Below are 18358 nucleotides of genomic sequence, written 5' to 3' on the forward strand. Positions count from 1 at the left end.
ACGTGCTTTAAATATCCGATGATCCACACACAAGAAGCAGAGAATTTTTCGTGTCCTCTTTGTCATTCCGTAGGAATCTTTACACAAAGTTATTATATGATGAGCATTTTGTTTTATTAAGTTGGATTCCTACGGAATGACAATATGAGTGTTCCATTACTTTATTTAGGTATGTACTGCTTTGTTATTTCTATGTAATTGAAAATTTATATTTACACGTAATTTAAACGTGCTTTAAAGATTGGATGATCCACACACAAGAAGCAGAGAATTTTTCATGTCCTCTTTGTCATTCCGTAGGAATCTCTACACAAAATTATTATATGATGAGCATTTTGTTTTATTAAGTTGGATTCCTACGGAATGACAATATGAGTGTTCCATTACTTTATTTAGGTATGTACTGCTTTGTTATTTTTATGTAATTGAAAATTTAATTTACACGTAATTTAAACGTGCTTTAAAGATTGGATGATCCACACATAAGAAGCAGAGAATTTTTCGTGTCCTCTTTGTCATTCCGTAGGAATCTCTACACAAAGTTATTATATGATGAGCATTTTGTTTTATTAAGTTGGATTCCTACGGAATGACAATATTAGTGTTCCATTACTTTATTTAGGTATGTACTGCTTTGTTATTTTTATGTAATTGAAAATTTAATTTACACGTAATTTAAACGTGCTTTAAAGATTGGATGATCCACACACAAGAAGCAGAGAATTTTTCGTGTCCTCTTTGTCATTCCGTAGGAATCTTTACACAAAGTTATTATATGATGAGCATTTTGTTTTATTAAGTTGGATTCCTACGGAATGACAATATGAGTGTTCCATTACTTTATTTGGGTATGTACTGCTTTGTTATTTCTATGTAATTGAAAATTTACATTTACACGTAATTTAAACGTGCTTTAAAGATTGGATGATCCATACACACACACACAAGAAGCAGAGAATTTTTCATGTCCTCTTTGTCATTTCGTAGGAATCTCTATACAAAGCTATTATATGATGAGCATTTTGTTTTATTAAGTTGGATTCCTACGGAATGACAATATGAGTGCTCCATTACTTTATTTAGGTATGTACTGCTTTGTTATTTCTATGTAATTGAAAATTTATATTTACACGTAATTTAAACGTGCTTTAAAGATTGGATGATCCACACACAAGAAGCAGAGAATTTTTCATGTCCTCTTTGTCATTCCGTAGGAATCTCTACACAAAATTATTATATGATGAGTATTTTGTTTTATTAAGCTGGATTCCTACGGAATGACAATATGAGTGTTCCATTACTTTATTTAGGTATGTACTGCTTTGTTATTTCTATGTAATTGAAAATTTAATTTACACGTAATTTAAACGTGCTTTAAAGATTGGATGATCCACACACGAGAAGCAGAGAATTTTTCGTGTCCTCTTTGTCATTCCGTATGAATCTCTACACAAAGTTATTATATGATGAGCATTTTGTTTTATTAAGCTGGATTCCTACGGAATGACAATATGAGTGTTCCATTACTTTATTTAGGTATGTACTGCTTTGTTATTTCTATGTAATTGAAAATTTATATTTATCCATATTAAGACAGATCTTGAAACAGATAATTCAAAAACTCTAAGTTAGGATTGGTTGCTCTTATAAGATCAAGCTTTTTAATTCTTGACCAGTTTTTAATTTCTTTTTCCCGCTCAATGGCATGATGGATCCAATCGAATTTTTCATAATAAATTAGAAATTCAATATTATATCTTGCTGTAAAACTATTGGTATTTAGCTTAGTTTTGTGCTGATGTAATCTCTTGTGCAGATTTCCTGTCACGCCAGTATAAAGTACAGTTCTTCTTTTGTTGGTAAGAATATAGATATAATAAGTATATCTTCCTTCTGAAAATTCTATCATTTGTGTGTTTATTTTGAGATAAGGTACAAAAATGTTTTCAATAGGTTTTTAATTCACTTTTTAACGCGAATTATAAAATCCCCAACAACTAATCAAAATGCTGAGCATGTATATTATTTCTATTCCCAGGACCTAATTAAAACTATATCGTCAATCTGATGAAGAGATGAAGTATTTATATTGTCATTCCGTAGGAATCTCTACACAAATTAAGAGCTTGAAATCCTTTGAGCATATCAGGAACCCTGCTTCAAAATATTCTCCTAAAAGCTCCATACGGCTTCTTTATATTCCGGAAATAGCTTTCTGATACGAGCTTTTTTGCCTATTTTTACTTCACAATATAAATAATACATGAAAAAAATCGTATTCACGGGAATAGCTGTCTTAGGAGGGTTTCTAATGGCTAATGCACAATGTAAAACTGTATCCACACTGGTAGAAAATTTTGATACCTGGAAAGATATTGACAAATGTTGGACTGCTCAACAGGGAAAAGCAATGCTTTATGCAAATGATAAAAAGATCACTTTTTATTCAATGACCAGTCCGGGAGAAAATATGTATTTAGTGACTCCAAAAATTAAAGCAGGTACCTATACTCTTTCTCTCGATCTATCGGATAACGGGGGAGAAACAACATTAGAACTTTTCTCGATAAACAGCCCTGCTGATGCAAAATCTTATGTTTCAATCGCTAAATCTTCAAAGATAACCGGAGAGAAAAAGACATTTACTCTCTCTTTGAAAAAAGATACACATTTAGGCCTGAAAGTATTACTGAATGGCGTGCATCAGGCCGTTTATCTGGATAACTTTTCTTTGAAACCAAAAAAATAAGGTATTAAAGATTAATTGTTGAGTGTTGATCTACATCTATATTGTCCTTACTTCTAATGGTGAGGACTTTTTATCTTAATACTCTTAATTCTATCAATCTGCTTAATGGTTGATGTAATGTATAGTTCAGAGAATTTTATTGAAATGTATACTTGCGTTCCAACCTTTGTCGGTAAAATTGTATCTTTAGAATAAAAGAGATATTATGAAAATTACTATACCAAGCCCTTGCCATGAAAACTGGGATACCATGACATCTGATGAAAAAGGAAGATTTTGTGCTGTTTGTTCCAAAACAATAACAGATTTTACAGGCTTTTCAGATGAAGAACTTTTAATTAGATTTAAGTCTGATAATAAAAGTTGTGGGAGATTTACTGACGATCAGTTGGGAAGGAATTTGAATTTTTCATTAACAAGCAAACTGGCTCTAGGATTGTTGGCTGCAAGCGGAGTGGTAACAACAGCCAAAGCACAGGAATTAAAGGATGAAGAAGTAAAAAAAGTAGATTTTAAGAAAGGATTTGAAGGAGTAGAAGTGATCAACAAAACTTTAAATAAAACAATGTGGTTAGGTATGCCGAGTAAAGAAGATATTGAATCTACACAACCTCTAATCTTGCTGGATAATAAAAAAATATCTGAAGAGAAAATGAAAAGGATAAACGGAGATAAAGTAAAAAGTGTAAAAGTACTTTCTGGCGAAGGAGCTATTAAGCTGTATGGAGATAAAGGAAAATATGGAGTTATTGTGATTGAAAGTAAAAAATAAGGTATTTGAATAAATATACAAATTGAGAAAGGAAAATTGTTAATTGAGATCCGGGAAGAAAAATGGAAGAGACGGAGATTAAAAGCGTTTCTATAAAGACCCAATGATGATTTCATTATAATTCCAGAAACCAGTTTCCATTGTCACTCCGTAGGAGTCTCAACTATGCTTTTAAATATAATACAAAAACTCAGCATGTAGCCGAGTTTTATTTTTTTGAATCATTAAGAAAATTTTATTTGTTAGGGAAGATTCTCTTAATAGTTGAATGTAATTTGTTATTTCACAGCCTTAATTGCCGCTTCATAATTTGGTTCATGCGAAATATCGGCAACCTGCTCTTCATAGATAATCTTTCCTGAAGGGTCAATCACTACAACAGCCCTGCTTAAAAGCCCTTTCATTGCAGAATCTGTAAGTTCTACTCCGTAAGTTTTTCCAAAATCAGAACGGAAATCTGACAGCATTACTACATTTTTGATTCCCTCTGCACCACAAAATCTTTTCTGTGCAAACGGTAAATCTTTGGAAATACAAAGAACCACTGTATTCGGAAGGCTGGCAGCATCTTCATTGAAGTGATGTACAGAAGCCGAACATACACCCGTATCCACACTTGGGAAAATATTAAGAATAACGAATTTTCCTTTATAAGAATCCAGTGTCTGATCCTTCATATCAACACCCGTAAGCTTGAAATTAGGAGCTGCTTTATTCACAGATGGCAATTTGGAATAGGTATGAACCTCTTTTCCTCCCATTAACACCGTATTGGCTGTTTTAGATTTCTGAGCAAAAATAAATGCCGAAAAGAATAATAAGGTACTGAAAGCGAATTTTGAAAACATGAAATTTATTTTTAAGCTAAATTATTCTTTTTTTCTGCAGCTGAGATTAATTTTTATTCAAATAGATCGAATCTATGAAAAGACTGTTTTTTTCCATCTATTTTACCTCTACCTTTATATTATTAAATCTCCGGTTAAAGGAGAATCCTGTCACATTAAAAAAATAAAAAAGCTTATGAATTCAGAAAATAGAGCATCATTCCATGATATTTTTAAGAGCGAAAGTGAAATTCCTGAAGAATATAAAGTTCCGGTCATTCACCAGAGAACCTATCTTCTGAATGGAGAGCTGGTAGAGTGGAACGGAGACGTCACCAATATTTATTCTCCGGTATGCATTCCTACAGAAAATGGATTGGAAAGAAAGCTTTTGGGAAGTATCCCGAATATTGGCCCAAAAGAAGCGATGGAAGTCCTTGAAGCTTGTGTGAAAGCCTATGATAATGGTCTTGGCGAATGGCCGACAATGTCTGTAGAAGGACGCATTAAATGCATGCAGAAGTTTGTGTATCTGATGATTCAGCAGCGGGATCTGATCATTAAATTATTAATGTGGGAGATCGGGAAAACGCTTGCAGATTCTACTAAAGAATTTGACCGTACCGTAGATTATATCAATCAAACCATTGATGCACTCAAAGATCTTGACAGAGAATCTTCCCGTTTCCAGCAGGCGGAAGGAACCATCGCTCAGATCAGAAGGGCTCCGCTTGGAGTGGTTTTAAGTATGGGACCATTCAATTATCCTTTGAATGAAATTTTTACAACATTGATTCCTGCGTTGATCATGGGAAATACAATTTTGTTTAAACTCCCAAAACATGGTGTATTAGCCCATTATCCTTTATTGAATGCGTTCAGGGAAGCCTTTCCAAAAGGAACGGTAAATACTTTATATGGAAAAGGTTCAGAGATTATCACCCCGATTATGGAAAGCGGAAAGGTAAATGTACTGGCCTTCATCGGATCCAGTAAAGTAGCAAACGGACTTAAAAAATTACATCCAAAAGTAAACAGACTAAGAGCAATTTTGAGCCTTGACGCTAAAAACGCAGCTATTGTTACCAAGAATGCGAATTTAGATGTAGCGGTAAGTGAATGTATCTTGGGAGCTCTTTCTTTTAACGGACAACGTTGTACAGCATTAAAGCTGATATTTGTTCAGAAGGAAGTTGCTTTAGAATTTACAGAAAAACTGAGCGAAGCTGTTTCTGCTCTAAAAGCTGGTCTTCCATGGGAAAAAGAGGTAAAGGTTACACCGCTTCCGGAAGTGAATAAACCTCCATATCTGAAAGAATGTATTGATGATGCTTTAGTGAAAGGAGCTGCAGTTTTAAATAAAGACGGAGGATATACGGAAGAATCTTTTGTTTTTCCTGCCGTTGTATATCCTGTAAACAGTAATATGAAGCTGTATCATGAAGAGCAGTTTGGGCCTGTAATTCCGGTAGTTCCGTTTGAAGATATAGAAGAACCTATAGACTATCAGGTTAATGCGTCCCACGGAATGCAGGTCAGTATTTTCAGTGAAGATCCAAAAGAAGTAGCTCAGTTAATAGATCCGTTTGTAAACCTAGTAAGCCGTGTCAATATCAACTGCCAGGCGCAGCGCGGCCCGGATGTATTTCCTTTTACCGGAAGAAAAGACAGCGCAGAAGGTACACTTTCTGTTTTTGATGCGCTCCGTTCATTTTCAATCAGATCTCTGGTAGCTGCAAAATTGACGGAATCTAATAAAGAACTATTAAATAACATCGTGAGAGAGCATGATTCCAATTTTTTAAGTACTGATTATATTTTTTGATTATTGTCTTAAAGTATTTAACATAAAATAAAATCCTCAATAAATCTCTTTATTTTTTGAGGTTTTTTTTAACTTAATCCCTGGAAATTGAGTATTGTGTTATAATAGGGTAATGTTTTTTAACAAATGTTACCCAAGGATCAGTGTGTAAACCATGTATTCACGGGAAAAAGAATTTTTAGAGAAAATTGAAAAGCATAAGGGAGTTGTTTTCAAGATCTCTAAGATGTATATGGATAATAAGGACGACCAAAATGATCTCTACCAGGAGATCATTTACCAGGCCTGGAAATCATATGATGATTTTCAAAAGAGAAGTGATTTCTCTACATGGCTGTACAGAACTGCACTTAACACAGCAATAGTTTTCCTGCGAAGTGAAAAAAAACGTAGTTTTATACAGAATCAAAATATTGATGGGCTGAGTGTTAGACAGGAACCTTATAACGATAAGGATGATATGAATATGAAGCAGATGTATGAGGCAATTCATCAGTTGAGTCCCATTGACAAAGCATTGATATTTTTCTTTTTGGAAGATTTTTCGGGAAAGGAAATCGCTCTTCAGCTGGGAATTACTGAAGTAAATGCAAGGGTAAAGCTTAAGAGAGCAAAAGAAAAGCTGAAAGATATTATTGCAAAACAGAATACAGGTTCAAATTAACAGATAAAACTATGGAGTTAGATAACTTTAAAGAGCTTTGGAATAAAGATACAGGGCATGAACCACCTGAAATTTTACTGGAAAAACAACGTGAGATACATTCTCCGTTACAGATGCTGAAAATCAATATGAAAACTGAATTTTGGCTGATGGTTATTACATTACCGCTGCTGTTAACCAATTTTCCTTTTGCTTCCCCGGATTCCAATATCAAAATCATCTCAGCATTTGTCACTATGCTGACGCTTGCTTTTATCACCTATTTTTATTCCCGGTTTTTAAAACTCTATAAACTGCTTCAAAAAAATAGCATCAATACCAATTATGACCTTTTTAACCTTAAAACCCAATTGCTTATATCGAAAGAAATTTACATTTCCTATTATATCTCTTACATCCCGCTCGGGTTCCTCTTATCACTGATCAAAATAAGTTTCCATTTTGATATGGAATATAATCTGGCTATTTTCGGAATCAGTCTTTTGATTACCTTGCTGCTGGTTGTTTTTATCATAAGGTATTGGATCTATTATATGTATGGAAGATATATAGATGATGTGGTAAGACTGGTAGATGAACTGAACGGAATTGAAGTAAGCCTGGCAGGAGAAAAGGGAAAAACATGGTTTGAACGATCTCAGAAGTTTCTGATGAACAAATGGGGAGTTCGGGGAAATATCCTGAATACCGTGATATGGTTTATATCCATGTATGTTTTTATTATCTTATTTTTAACGGTAGTTCTTTTGATGATCATTATTATTGGAGCCAAACTAGATTTCCTCGATGTAAAATCATTGCAAAGAGCTTTAAACAGACTGAATTAGACACTTTATTATAAAATTATACAACGACCTGGCAAAATTATTTTCGTCAGGTCTTTATTTTTTATGTAACAATTTTACTTTTTTTCTACTAACTGTTCAGAATAAGAAAAATATACATATTAATTGTATAAATTAATTACAATACTTTGTTGATAAAAAGAAAAGCTACAAAATAGTTTAAAATAAAACACTATTCTAAGAAAATAGTACAACTTAAAAAAACACACAATGGGGCCTGGCAGAATTTTCTGCCGGGTTTTTTTATTTTTTATAAATTACTGTAACAATTTTTTTAAACGGAAACTAACTCCATAGAGTAACAAGCCATTAAGCCATGACCTCACTAGAAAAAGAGTTTATAAGTAATATTGAAAAGCATAAAGGAATCATTTTTAAGATTTCTAAAATGTACATGACCGAAAAAGACGACCGCGACGATCTTTTTCAGGAAATTACCTATCAGCTCTGGAAAGCATTTCCCGGATTTCGGGGAGAAAGTGAATTTTCTACATGGCTCTACAGGATTGCCTTAAATACAGCCCTTATTTTCCTTAAAACTGAAAAACGCAGAAGTTTTATTACCCATGAAGATTTCTCCAATCACATTGTTGTACAGGAAGATTATGATTACCGAAAAGAAGACCGGATGGCTGAAATGTATAAGGCTATTCATCAGCTTCATCCTATTGATAAGGCTTTTATATTCTATTATCTGGAAGACTTTTCCGGAAAACAGATTGCGGAACAAATGGGAATCTCCGAAGGCAATGCAAGAGTGAAAATGAACAGAGCAAAAAATAAACTTAAAGATATCTTAAGCCAAATAAAAAATTAACAAACATTTAAATCAGTAATCCAATGAATATCGATGAATTAAAAAATACCTGGAATGAAGATATTGTGGAGGAAACTCCTGAAATAAGCATAGAACAGAGAAACAAAATAAATCTTCCGCTCGAAAAAATCCGTAAAAATATGCGTGTGGAATTCTGGTGGGTAATCGGGATCTTTATTTTTGCTTTTCTGGTCTGCTCGGTCTGCAAACCCTTCAAGCTTCAATTGTATATTACGGTCTTAGTGGCTTCCATGCTTATTGTTACCGTTTTCTTTTACTATAAATTCTTTAAACTTTATAATGAACTCAGCAATCCTGTTCTTAAGACCTCAGATTCTCTGAAAGATCTTATCACACAGCTCAACCTGAATAAACAGTATTATCTGTCCTATTATATCAGTTTTGCGCCATTTCTGGTGTGTGAGGTCCTTATTGTGCTGGAATTTATACCATGGCCGCAGCCTTTAGGGGAAATGAAGATTGCAGCCATACTGATTGGCTCTCTGATCGGAGGTCTATTTCTTCTGTATTTAGCCGGTAAATTCTGGTTCCACCAATATTACGGAAGATATATCCATCGTATTGAAGATCTTCTGGATAATTTAAAAAGATAGAAACAATTTCGGCGGGCTGAAAGCCCGCCGAAATCTTATAAATTATTGTCCCTTAATTTCTTTTTCCCTTGTGATTTCTTGTTTTATCCAGTCCAGCTGCGGATCTTTTTTATTAATAATATCTTGCATACTTTCGTTAATTATAACATCTGGGACAACTCCTTTTTTAGAATCTGAAAAATTAATATTGGGCTGTACCAGCAATAATCCGATAGGAAATCTGATCTCGGAATTAGGCAGTTTTTGGTATGAATAAAATCCGGCTACGGTTCCGTCATTCGCACCACCGGTTTCTTCCCCTACAAGAGTTGCTCTTTTGTCGTTTTTAAGCTTTGCCGTAATGATGGAAGAAGCAGAGAAGCTTCCGCCGTTAATCAGGACGAAAACCTTTCCAAGAAATGCCTCTTTGTTTGGCTTTGTAGGTTTATCTGCCTTCATTTTATAAAAAACTTTTCCATCCTTTCTATACGTACTGAAAGCTTGCGCAAAAAAGTAACTAGGATAAGCTATACTTTTAAAAGCATATTCCAGTGGTGAGCTTTTTCTGAAATAATTAGTTCTCAGAGGAATGGCTCTTGATGTTATCTGGGATGGTTTTATCAAGGTAAAAGGCTGATCTGTTAAATAAGAATACAGATTGTTGATTTCCTGAAGAGAGCCGCCATAATTATTACGTACATCTATGATGAGGTATGGTGCTTTCGCTTCTTTAATTTTGGCAAAAGTCTTTTTATAAAACTCATCCGAATAGTCTCTTGAGAAACTTTTCACTTTTATATAGGCAATGGTACTGTCTTTGTCAAGGAACTTAAAGCTTCGGTTATAAGAATTGCTGGCAGCTACATAATCATTCAATTTCTTTTCCTGAGTTCTTTTCTTCATTTCCTTATCTTTTTCAAGATCGGAATCTGATTTTGTTTCCCGGGTTAAAGTATAGGTGTGTTTCTCGCCCTCATAAAGGGTTTCTATGGTGGCCTTACTTGCAAGTCCGTTTTCTGCCGTATAAAAATTAAAAAACAGATCCTTTAAAAAATAAGGATGGAATGTTGTATTATAACCGTCACTGCTGATTAGTCCTCTGTATTTTTTGATATAATCTGAAACCGGAACGTTATTAATAGATAAGATTTCGGTTCCGGGTTTTATATGTTCAATAGAATCATTATTTTGAGTAACGTACATCTGGTCTCCCTTAATATAATATTCAAAACGGCTGAACAGACCTTTTTGGTGTTCTAATTTCTTAATTTCCTTTTTAGTAAATTTCTTTCTGGGAATTCTTAACGAAAGATGTCCCTCACGAATTCCGGCAATGACAGGCTGAAGTTTAAAATAAAACTGGAGAGGAGTCAGAGGTTCGTTGAGGGTCTGCTTAAGACTGTCAAACTTGTGGTCTAATTCCTGTTTGGGAATATACCAATACAGTTGAGGGTGCATTTGCTGAAGTTTTGAATAAGCATAGTCCACATCCTCTTTAAGTTGTTCCGGTGGAATACATGAAGCCCGCTGTTCGTTGTGTTTTTTTATCGATGCACAGGACGAAAGTACAGTGAGAATGAATATTACCGAATATTTTTTCAATTTCTTTGAGTTTTTTTAAGCCGCTAAAATAAAAAGTTTAAAATTAACCATCACTTAAATGAATAATAAATTTTACAAAATACATGATAAAATTAGTTAAAAAAATGCATTAAAATAGCCGTTGTTTTTATTTAAAATCAAAAGTTAATACATTTGATGTTTATTTTTACAGATGATTTACTGGATTATTACGTGCGTAGTGATATTAACTGCTACTTTTTTTATAATAGTTAATATGAAGGCATTTGGTGCTGCTCCGAAAGGGGAGCGTTTGAAACGTATCAGAAAATCAAAACTTTACAAGGGAAAACAGTTTCAGAATATCAGTCATACACCCTCTATTGCAGAAGGATATAAAATGTCTAAGGTTACCTATGATTTCTTTTTAGGTAAGAAGCATCCGTTATTGAAGCCTCAGAAAACAATTCCTTCAATTCATACAGATTTGAAGCATATTGATAAAAAAACAGATGTATTTATCTGGCTGGGACATTCTTCTTATTACCTGCAAACGGATGGAGTTTCATTTTTGATTGATCCCGTATTAAGTCTATATGGTTCTCCATTTAAATATTTTAATAAAGCCTTCAAAGGTTCTGATATTTTTAGGCCTGAAGATATTCCTGATATTGATTATCTGGTTATTACTCATGATCATTTTGATCATTTGGACTACCCAACAGTGCAATCTATCAAAGACCGGACAAGTATGGCTATTATACCTTTAGGGGTTGGAGCCCATCTGGAAAGATGGGGATATTCCGAAAGTCAACTTATTGAAGAAGAATGGGGAGCAGAAATAAAGCTGAAAAATAGCCTAAAGATTATTTTCACTCCCGCCAGACACTTTTCAGGCAGACGTATCCGACAAAATGATACACTCTGGAGTTCTTACGTATTGATAACCCCAACAAAAAAGATTTTCCTGGGTGGAGACAGCGGCTATGATTCCCATTTTAAAATGATAGGAGAGAAATATGGTCCTTTTGATTATGCAATTCTTGAGAATGGACAGTATGGAGAGGCATGGAGGTATATTCATACACTTCCGGAAGATGTGATCCGGGCAGCTATTGATCTTAAAGGGAAAAAAATAATTCCGGTTCATGCTGCAAAATTTGCATTGGCTTTACATCCATGGAACGAGCCTTTACAAAAGATTACAGCATTCGGAAAAGCCCAAAACTTAGATATCCTTACTCCAATGATTGGAGAGGTTGTAGATCTGAATGAATCAGATCAGCCGTTTACAGCCTGGTGGGAAGACTGATCAGGCATGCCAGATATCTTTATATCTTCTTGGATGATTTTCAAACTGCTGGCGAACAAAATCACATTCCGGGTCTACAAGCAAATCTTTTTCTTCTGCATAGCGTACCAGCTCATCCAATAGCAATTTGGCGTATCCTTTCCCTTCACGCTCTTCGTCAAGTTTCGTATAATAAACAATCAGCAGTCTTCCGTCAACCTCTATGGACATATAACCTACTTTTTTCCCGTCAATGAGTAGCTGCAATTCATCCTGATATGGAGATACTTCAAACTTTATATTTTCCATAATTACTAAGATTTGGTTGATTAAAAATGGGGTTTAAAATTTCCCGAATAACATTCTCTCCTTTAAAATTACAAAATTAAATCATACAAAATAATAGTTTACAGGAATCTTAACGAATTTTATAAGTGAAAGATCAAGACATTGAGAAATTAAGAAATAGCTAAAGCTTTTCTTAGATTCTGATTTTCATTTTTAAAGAACTTTTGTTTAACAAAATAATTAAACATATGTGATACTGTTTATGTCTTAATAATATTGAAATAAATTAGAAAATATACTAAAGATAATCAATGATTTGTAAATTTATTTAACAAATATTAGTATTTATAATCAATTGTTGGCACTTTAATTGACTATGCCAATATGTTTAATTTTAAAGTGGAATGAAATGAAAAAGTTATTATTAACAGCATTTCTGATTGGAACATTCAGTTTGAGTTACGCCCAGTCAGACTATTATAATGATTACAGAAGAAGTATTTCGGATGTGAACTGGCAGAGGGTGGTAGCAGACCTGCTGTTATCTACAACACAAGCCAACCAGATCTATGCACTGAATGACAGATATCATGATTATAATTCATGGAGCAGAGTATATGTAGTAGATCCGGGAAGATGGAGAGGAGATCGATATTCAGAACTGGAAAGAATCCTCGGCAGAGAAAAATATATAGTATTCAAAAAGAAATATTACAGAGGGCAAAACCCTGTAATCGTTTACGGAAGAAACAAAAACGATTATAAGAAATACCGTAAACAGCAGGATAAATATTATAAGGAACAGGCTAAATATTACAAAAAACAAAATAAGCATCACGGTCATGATGATTGGGATTAAACTATAATCAACTATATTTTCACTATTAAGCAGCCGGCATTCGTGCAGGCTGCTTTTTTATGAATACTCAATGTGAAAAAATAATCTATTTGTTTGTTTGAATTTTATAACTTTGATCTATGGAATCAAATGAGTCATTAAAAATATTTTATGAACGGAATGCTCCCCATCTGGGACAACATTGCATTGGTGCAGGAGGAATGGGACACTTCAATGTGTTTTCACGAGATAACTGTTCTTTGATGAGTCCATACAGTAGGAGAGATTATTATAAGATCTCACTGATTATAGGGAAGGGAAAACTTCATTATGCTAATAAATGGATTCATGTGGACCGGCCGGCATTGCTTTTTTCCAATCCTATTGTTCCTTATTCCTGGGAAGCAGATGATGAAGACCAGAAAGGCTGGTTTTGTCTTTTTACAGATCAGTTTCTGGAAGATGGTACCCGTCTTGGAAATCTTCAGGAATCTCCGCTTTTTAAAATTGGAGGTACTCCGGTTTTCTTTGTGGATGACGAACAACAGAAGATTCTGTCTGATATTTACACCAAAATGATGACCGAGATTGAATCTGATTATATTCATAAATACGATATGCTCAGGGCGTATCTCTATGTAATGATTCATGAAACAATGAAAATGCATCCCGCGGAGAGTTTTGAACCTTACCAGAATGCATCACAAAGAATTGCTTCATTGTTTATGGAACTGCTGGAAAGACAATTCCCGATTGACAGCCCGAATGCTTTCCTGAAATTAAAAACGCCTAATGATTATGCACAGAGTCTTTCCATTCATGTCAATTCATTAAATCGTTCAGTAAAAGAAATTACCGGAAAAACTACCAGTCAGCAGATTACCGGAAGAATTATCCGGGAAGCCAATGCCTTATTAAAACATACAGATTGGAATATTGCTGAAATTGCCTATGGGCTAGGCTTTGAAGAACCGGCTTATTTTACCAATTACTTTAAAAAACAGACAGGAATCACACCCAATGCCTTAAGAACAGATACTGTTTGAATTTTATAATTCTTAGTTTGAATTCTATATCGTAGATAACTCTGCCATTTTCTAATTTTGTCCTGTAAAATTAAATCAAACCTATCATGAAATTTAAAAAATTAGGAAACACAGGAGAGCAATTATCAGCCATAGGATTAGGTTGTATGGGAATGAGCTTTGCTTATGGTCCCACAGATGAACAGGAAAGTATCAATACTTTACATAGAGCATTAGATTTGGGAGTTAATTTTTGGGATACGGCAGATATGTATGCCAACGGGGAAAACGAAAAACTAATCTCCAAAGTTTTGGTTCCGAACAGAGATAAAATCTTTATTGCAACCAAATTCGGATTCAGATTTAAAGATGGTAAAGCCAGTCACAGCGGTGCGCCGGGAACTTACTTTGATGGTTCACCCGAATGGATCAGACAAGCGGTAGATCTGAGTCTTCAAAGGCTGAAAATAGATACCATTGATCTGTACTATGCTCACAGAGTAGATCCCAATATTCCTGTAGAGGAAACGGTGGGAGCTATGGCAGAATTGGTAAAAGCCGGAAAAGTAAAATATATCGGATTATCTGAAGCTTCTGCAGAATCCATCAGAAAAGCCCATAAAATACACCCGGTTACAGCTTTACAGTCAGAATATTCTATCCTTACCAAAGATGTAGAAAAAGAAATTTTACCAACGATCAGAGAACTGGGGATTTCATTAGTGCCATATTCACCGCTTGCGAGAGGTCTTTTTGCCAATATCAATGAGGTACAGAATCTTGGTGATGATGATTTCAGAAAATCGTTACCACGTTATCAGCAGGAATATCTTGAGAATAATACAAAACTGGCTAGCGAAATCAATGAATTTGCGGCTTCCAAAGGGATAAAAGGAACCCAGCTTGCTTTGGCCTGGGTGTTGAACCAGGGTGATGATATCATTCCGATTCCCGGAACCAAAAGAATTAAATATCTGGAAGAGAATATTGCTGCTACTGATGTAGAGCTTTCTCAGTCGGATCTTGATACCATTGATGCCATTCTGAAAAAATACCCGAATGTAGGTGAAAGATACAGCGAAGGTTCAATGAAGCTGGTAAACAATTAAAACATGTTACAGGGTAGAAAAGAATTTTAAAATAAGGACCTGACAGTAAGAAATATCAGTCCTGAATTTTAAAGATGCACTCAGCTCCTCTCCTCTGGCGGGGTGTTTTAAACATAGTAAAAGCGGACTTTAGTCCGCTTTTATCATACAAAACAGAAAAAGCCCCTTAAAATAAGGAGCTTTTTCTAATTTATATCAGAACGGAAGATTAAATTCCGTCAATGATTTCATTTAAAACAGTACTTGGTCTCATGGCAGCATATGTTTTATACGTATCCGTTTTGTAGTAACCTTCAATGTTTTGAGGTTTACCCTGAGCACCAATTAATTCTGCGTTAATTACAGCTTCATTTTCCTGCATAGCCTGAGCTACCGGAGCAAACTGAGCTGCCAGTTCGGCATCAGCTGTCTGGTTAGCAAGAGCTTCAGCCCAATACATTGCCAAATAGAAATGAGAACCTCTGTTATCAATTTGTCCTACTTTTCTTGCAGGAGATTTATCAGTAGCTAAGAATTTAGCATTAGCCTCATCCAATGTATCCGCCAAAACCTGAGATTTTGTGTTCCCCTGAGTTTGTGCTAAATGTTCTAAAGATGCCTGGAGTGCTAAGAATTCACCTAGAGAATCCCATCTTAAATATCCTTCCTCAAGGAATTGTTCAACGTGCTTAGGAGCAGAACCTCCAGCACCCGTTTCAAATAAACCACCACCATTCATTAATGGAACAATAGAAAGCATTTTAGCAGAAGTTCCAAGTTCAAGAATTGGGAAAAGATCCGTTAAATAATCTCTTAATACATTTCCTGAAACAGAGATGGTATCCTTACCTTCTCTTGCTCTTCTTAAAGTTTCTGTCATAGCATCTTTTACATCAAGAATTCTGATGTCAAGACCCGTAGTATCGTGATCAGCAAGGTATTTTTCAACTTTTTTGATGATCTCTCTGTCGTGAGCTCTTCCTTTATCTAACCAGAAAATAGCCGGAGTATCAGATAATCTTGATCTGTTTACCGCAAGTTTTACCCAGTCCTGGATAGGAGCATCCTTAGTCTGGCACATTCTGAAGATATCTTCTTTTTCTACTTTTTGAGAAAGAAGAACGTTTCCAGCCTCATCCTGAACTTCTACAGTTCCTTCTGCAGACATTTGGAAAGTTTTGTCGTGAGAACCATATTCTTCAGCTTTCTGAGCCATTAATCCAACATTCGGAACAGAACCCATTGTAGTAGGATCTAATTTTCCATGAGCTTTCATATCATCAATTACAGACTGATAGAAACCTGCATAAGAACGGTCCGGAATGATACAAACAGTATCCTCTTCGTTTCCGTCTTTGTTCCACATCTTACCTCCACCTCTTACTAAAGCAGCCATAGATGCGTCAACAATGATGTCAGAAGGTACGTGGAAGTTGGTAATTCCTTTGTCAGAATTTACCATAGCCACTCTTGGTCCCTCAGCAAGAGCTTTTTCAATATCAGCTTTGATATCAGCTTCCTGAGCATTTCCTTTGATTTTTTCAAAAAGGTCAGCAAGACCATTATTAGGGTTAATGTCTAAAGACTTGAAAGTCTCAGCATATTTTGCAAATACATCTTTGAAGAAAGTTTCTACAATAGCCCCAAAAATAATAGGGTCAGAAATTTTCATCATTGTAGCTTTAAGGTGAGCAGAAAGGAGAACGTTTCTTTTCTTAGCCTCTTCAATAGCTTCCTGAACAAATGCTTTTAAAGCTTTTAAATTCATTACAGAAGAATCAATTACTTCTCCTGCCTGAAGGCCAGCGAAGTCTTTCAGTAGAGTTTCAGAACCATCATTTCCTTTAAATACGATTCTGTATTTTGTAGCGTTTTCTAACGTTGTAGAAGTTTCTGTTCCGTAGAAATCACCATTATTCATGTGAGCTACGTCAGTTTTGCTGTCAGATGCCCAATCACCCATTCTGTGAGGGTTTGCTTTAGCATAGTTTTTAACAGCTTTCGGAGCACGTCTGTCAGAGTTTCCTTCTCTTAACACAGGATTTACAGCACTTCCTAAAACCTTTGCATATTTAGCCTTGATTGCTTTTTCTTCGTCATTTTTAGGCTCTGCAGGATAATTCGGAACAGCGAAACCTTTTCCCTGAAGTTCAGCAATAGCTGCATCCAGCTGAGGTACAGAAGCAGAAATATTAGGTAATTTAATGATATTAGCTTCTGGTTTTGTAGCTAATTCTCCTAATTCTGCTAAAGCATCACCAATTTTCTGGTCGTCTTTTAAAAATTCTGGGAAATTGGCTAAAATTCTTCCTGCCAAAGAAATATCCGGAACTGCGATCTCGATATCTGCTGATTTAGTGAAAGCTTTTACAATAGGTAAAAACGAGTGTGTAGCCAGCATTGGAGCTTCATCAGTAAGTGTGTAATAGATTTTTGATTTTTCTGACATTATACTGTTATTTGTTATTTGAAATTAAAGTCCCACAAATTTAGTTAAAATTTAAATTTTGGGGTTCATAGAATCCGAGATTTTTCACTTTAAGAATTATTTAACCTTTATTTGAGATAAAAAGCTTTTCGTTTTGATTAAATTTGAAAAACTAAAAAAATAAAATTATGTCAACGACAATCACTTTAAAAGGAAACGAAGTACACACAATAGGAACATTACCATCAGTAGGAACTACCGTTAAGGATTTTGCTTTGGTGGATTCAGGCTTAAATGTAAAGACTCTTGAAACTTTTGAAGGAAAAAAGAAAGTATTCAATATTTTCCCAAGTATTGATACACCAACCTGTGCCGCTTCATCCAGAAAATTCAATGAAGAAGCTTCAAAGCTTAACGATACAGTTGTAATCAATGTATCTAAAGACCTTCCTTTCGCTTTAGGAAGATTCTGTGCAGCAGAAGGATTAAACAATGTAGAAACCCTTTCAGATTTCAGAAGCAGCTTCGGAGATGATTATGAAGTGACTATCACAGATTCACCGTTGAAAGGTTTATTAAGCCGTGCTGTAATCGTTACAGACGAAAACAATAAAGTGCTTTATACTGAGCAGGTTTCAGAAATTGCCAACGAACCTAATTACGATGCCGCTCTTGCAGCATTAAATCAATAATAAAAATAATTTTTGTGAAAAAAAGCCTTGTGAAATTCATTTTTACAAGGCTTTTT

The 18358-nt window shown here is 34.8% G+C and carries 17 protein-coding genes; 12 read left to right on the forward strand and 5 right to left on the reverse strand.

All coding sequences use genetic code 11. The features are described from left to right. Window positions 1–1588 precede the first annotated feature (1588 nt). A complete protein-coding gene (locus F3J23_RS04505; protein WP_167024780.1) occupies window positions 1589–1909 on the reverse strand; it encodes a GIY-YIG nuclease family protein in 321 nt (106 codons plus the stop codon). 354 nt (window positions 1910–2263) lie between these two features. Between F3J23_RS04505 and F3J23_RS04510 the strand changes: the two genes are divergently transcribed. Beyond that, entirely contained in the window at window positions 2264–2749 is a 486-nt protein-coding gene (locus tag F3J23_RS04510) for a hypothetical protein (RefSeq protein ID WP_167024783.1), read from the forward strand. 205 nt (window positions 2750–2954) lie between these two features. Next, window positions 2955–3521, forward strand: coding sequence for a hypothetical protein (locus F3J23_RS04515; protein ID WP_167024786.1), 567 nt, complete (start codon window positions 2955–2957; stop codon window positions 3519–3521). 278 nt (window positions 3522–3799) lie between these two features. Here F3J23_RS04515 and tpx (F3J23_RS04520) read toward each other — a convergent pair whose 3' ends face one another. After that, the gene (gene tpx / locus F3J23_RS04520) at window positions 3800–4369 is read right to left on the reverse strand and encodes a thiol peroxidase (RefSeq protein WP_185156427.1); all 570 of its coding nucleotides are present in this window, start codon (window positions 4367–4369) and stop codon (window positions 3800–3802) included. Between the two features lie 175 nt (window positions 4370–4544). Between tpx (F3J23_RS04520) and F3J23_RS04525 the strand changes: the two genes are divergently transcribed. The 5 genes from F3J23_RS04525 to F3J23_RS04545 all read left to right on the forward strand — a co-directional run bounded on the left by F3J23_RS04525 (window position 4545) and on the right by F3J23_RS04545 (window position 9113). Continuing rightward, window positions 4545–6173, forward strand: coding sequence for an NADP-dependent glyceraldehyde-3-phosphate dehydrogenase (locus F3J23_RS04525; RefSeq protein ID WP_167024789.1), 1629 nt, complete (start codon window positions 4545–4547; stop codon window positions 6171–6173). A 154-nt stretch (window positions 6174–6327) separates the two neighbouring features. Further along, the gene (locus tag F3J23_RS04530) at window positions 6328–6837 is read left to right on the forward strand and encodes an RNA polymerase sigma factor (protein WP_167024792.1); all 510 of its coding nucleotides are present in this window, start codon (window positions 6328–6330) and stop codon (window positions 6835–6837) included. 11 nt (window positions 6838–6848) lie between these two features. Beyond that, window positions 6849–7664 (forward strand): hypothetical protein, encoded by an 816-nt coding sequence (locus F3J23_RS04535; protein WP_167024796.1) that lies wholly within the window; start codon window positions 6849–6851, stop codon window positions 7662–7664. A gap of 334 nt (window positions 7665–7998) precedes the next feature. Next, window positions 7999–8499, forward strand: coding sequence for an RNA polymerase sigma factor (locus F3J23_RS04540; protein ID WP_167024799.1), 501 nt, complete (start codon window positions 7999–8001; stop codon window positions 8497–8499). A gap of 23 nt (window positions 8500–8522) precedes the next feature. Then, window positions 8523–9113: a hypothetical protein gene (locus F3J23_RS04545; RefSeq protein ID WP_167024802.1), complete on the forward strand. Its 591-nt coding sequence runs from the start codon at window positions 8523–8525 to the stop codon at window positions 9111–9113. Window positions 9114–9155: 42 nt separating this feature from the next. Here F3J23_RS04545 and F3J23_RS04550 read toward each other — a convergent pair whose 3' ends face one another. After that, on the reverse strand, window positions 9156–10694 hold the full coding sequence (locus F3J23_RS04550; RefSeq protein WP_167024805.1) for a S41 family peptidase: 1539 nt from the start codon (window positions 10692–10694) through the stop codon (window positions 9156–9158). A gap of 235 nt (window positions 10695–10929) precedes the next feature. On the opposite strand from F3J23_RS04550, the gene F3J23_RS04555 reads away from it, so the two are divergent. Continuing rightward, a complete protein-coding gene (locus F3J23_RS04555; RefSeq protein WP_228455265.1) occupies window positions 10930–11964 on the forward strand; it encodes an MBL fold metallo-hydrolase in 1035 nt (344 codons plus the stop codon). Here F3J23_RS04555 and F3J23_RS04560 read toward each other — a convergent pair whose 3' ends face one another. After that, window positions 11965–12252: a GNAT family N-acetyltransferase gene (locus tag F3J23_RS04560; protein WP_167024811.1), complete on the reverse strand. Its 288-nt coding sequence runs from the start codon at window positions 12250–12252 to the stop codon at window positions 11965–11967. It lies immediately after the preceding gene. A gap of 388 nt (window positions 12253–12640) precedes the next feature. On the opposite strand from F3J23_RS04560, the gene F3J23_RS04565 reads away from it, so the two are divergent. The 3 genes from F3J23_RS04565 (at window position 12641) to F3J23_RS04575 (ending at window position 15203) form a co-directional block, all read left to right on the forward strand. Continuing rightward, the gene (locus F3J23_RS04565) at window positions 12641–13090 is read left to right on the forward strand and encodes a hypothetical protein (RefSeq protein ID WP_167024814.1); all 450 of its coding nucleotides are present in this window, start codon (window positions 12641–12643) and stop codon (window positions 13088–13090) included. Between the two features lie 119 nt (window positions 13091–13209). Next, a complete protein-coding gene (locus tag F3J23_RS04570; protein ID WP_167024817.1) occupies window positions 13210–14115 on the forward strand; it encodes a helix-turn-helix domain-containing protein in 906 nt (301 codons plus the stop codon). 86 nt (window positions 14116–14201) lie between these two features. Then, entirely contained in the window at window positions 14202–15203 is a 1002-nt protein-coding gene (locus F3J23_RS04575) for an aldo/keto reductase (protein ID WP_167024820.1), read from the forward strand. A 208-nt stretch (window positions 15204–15411) separates the two neighbouring features. Here the strand turns inward: F3J23_RS04575 and F3J23_RS04580 are convergent, their stop codons facing one another. Beyond that, entirely contained in the window at window positions 15412–17631 is a 2220-nt protein-coding gene (locus F3J23_RS04580; RefSeq protein ID WP_167024823.1) for an NADP-dependent isocitrate dehydrogenase, read from the reverse strand. 167 nt (window positions 17632–17798) lie between these two features. Here F3J23_RS04580 and tpx (F3J23_RS04585) point away from each other — a divergent pair, with 167 nt between their 5' ends. After that, on the forward strand, window positions 17799–18302 hold the full coding sequence (gene tpx, locus F3J23_RS04585; RefSeq protein WP_167024826.1) for a thiol peroxidase: 504 nt from the start codon (window positions 17799–17801) through the stop codon (window positions 18300–18302). Window positions 18303–18358: the final 56 nt, after the last annotated feature.

The sequence above is a fragment of the Chryseobacterium sp. Tr-659 genome (genome assembly GCF_011752975.1).
Taxonomy (GTDB): Bacteria; Bacteroidota; Bacteroidia; order Flavobacteriales; family Weeksellaceae; genus Chryseobacterium.

Excerpts from the sequence above, each read along its gene's own strand:
- F3J23_RS04505 (WP_167024780.1), bottom strand. The coding sequence starts at position 1,909 with ATGATAGAATTTTCAGAAGGAAGATATACTTATTATATCTATATTCTT.
- F3J23_RS04510 (WP_167024783.1), top strand. The coding sequence starts at position 2,264 with ATGAAAAAAATCGTATTCACGGGAATAGCTGTCTTAGGAGGGTTTCTA.
- F3J23_RS04515 (WP_167024786.1), top strand. The coding sequence starts at position 2,955 with ATGAAAATTACTATACCAAGCCCTTGCCATGAAAACTGGGATACCATG.
- tpx (WP_185156427.1), bottom strand. The coding sequence starts at position 4,369 with ATGTTTTCAAAATTCGCTTTCAGTACCTTATTATTCTTTTCGGCATTT.
- F3J23_RS04525 (WP_167024789.1), top strand. The coding sequence starts at position 4,545 with ATGAATTCAGAAAATAGAGCATCATTCCATGATATTTTTAAGAGCGAA.
- F3J23_RS04530 (WP_167024792.1), top strand. The coding sequence starts at position 6,328 with ATGTATTCACGGGAAAAAGAATTTTTAGAGAAAATTGAAAAGCATAAG.
- F3J23_RS04535 (WP_167024796.1), top strand. The coding sequence starts at position 6,849 with ATGGAGTTAGATAACTTTAAAGAGCTTTGGAATAAAGATACAGGGCAT.
- F3J23_RS04540 (WP_167024799.1), top strand. The coding sequence starts at position 7,999 with ATGACCTCACTAGAAAAAGAGTTTATAAGTAATATTGAAAAGCATAAA.
- F3J23_RS04545 (WP_167024802.1), top strand. The coding sequence starts at position 8,523 with ATGAATATCGATGAATTAAAAAATACCTGGAATGAAGATATTGTGGAG.
- F3J23_RS04555 (WP_228455265.1), top strand. The coding sequence starts at position 10,930 with ATGAAGGCATTTGGTGCTGCTCCGAAAGGGGAGCGTTTGAAACGTATC.
- F3J23_RS04560 (WP_167024811.1), bottom strand. The coding sequence starts at position 12,252 with ATGGAAAATATAAAGTTTGAAGTATCTCCATATCAGGATGAATTGCAG.
- F3J23_RS04565 (WP_167024814.1), top strand. The coding sequence starts at position 12,641 with ATGAAAAAGTTATTATTAACAGCATTTCTGATTGGAACATTCAGTTTG.
- F3J23_RS04570 (WP_167024817.1), top strand. The coding sequence starts at position 13,210 with ATGGAATCAAATGAGTCATTAAAAATATTTTATGAACGGAATGCTCCC.
- F3J23_RS04575 (WP_167024820.1), top strand. The coding sequence starts at position 14,202 with ATGAAATTTAAAAAATTAGGAAACACAGGAGAGCAATTATCAGCCATA.
- F3J23_RS04580 (WP_167024823.1), bottom strand. The coding sequence starts at position 17,631 with ATGTCAGAAAAATCAAAAATCTATTACACACTTACTGATGAAGCTCCA.
- tpx (WP_167024826.1), top strand. The coding sequence starts at position 17,799 with ATGTCAACGACAATCACTTTAAAAGGAAACGAAGTACACACAATAGGA.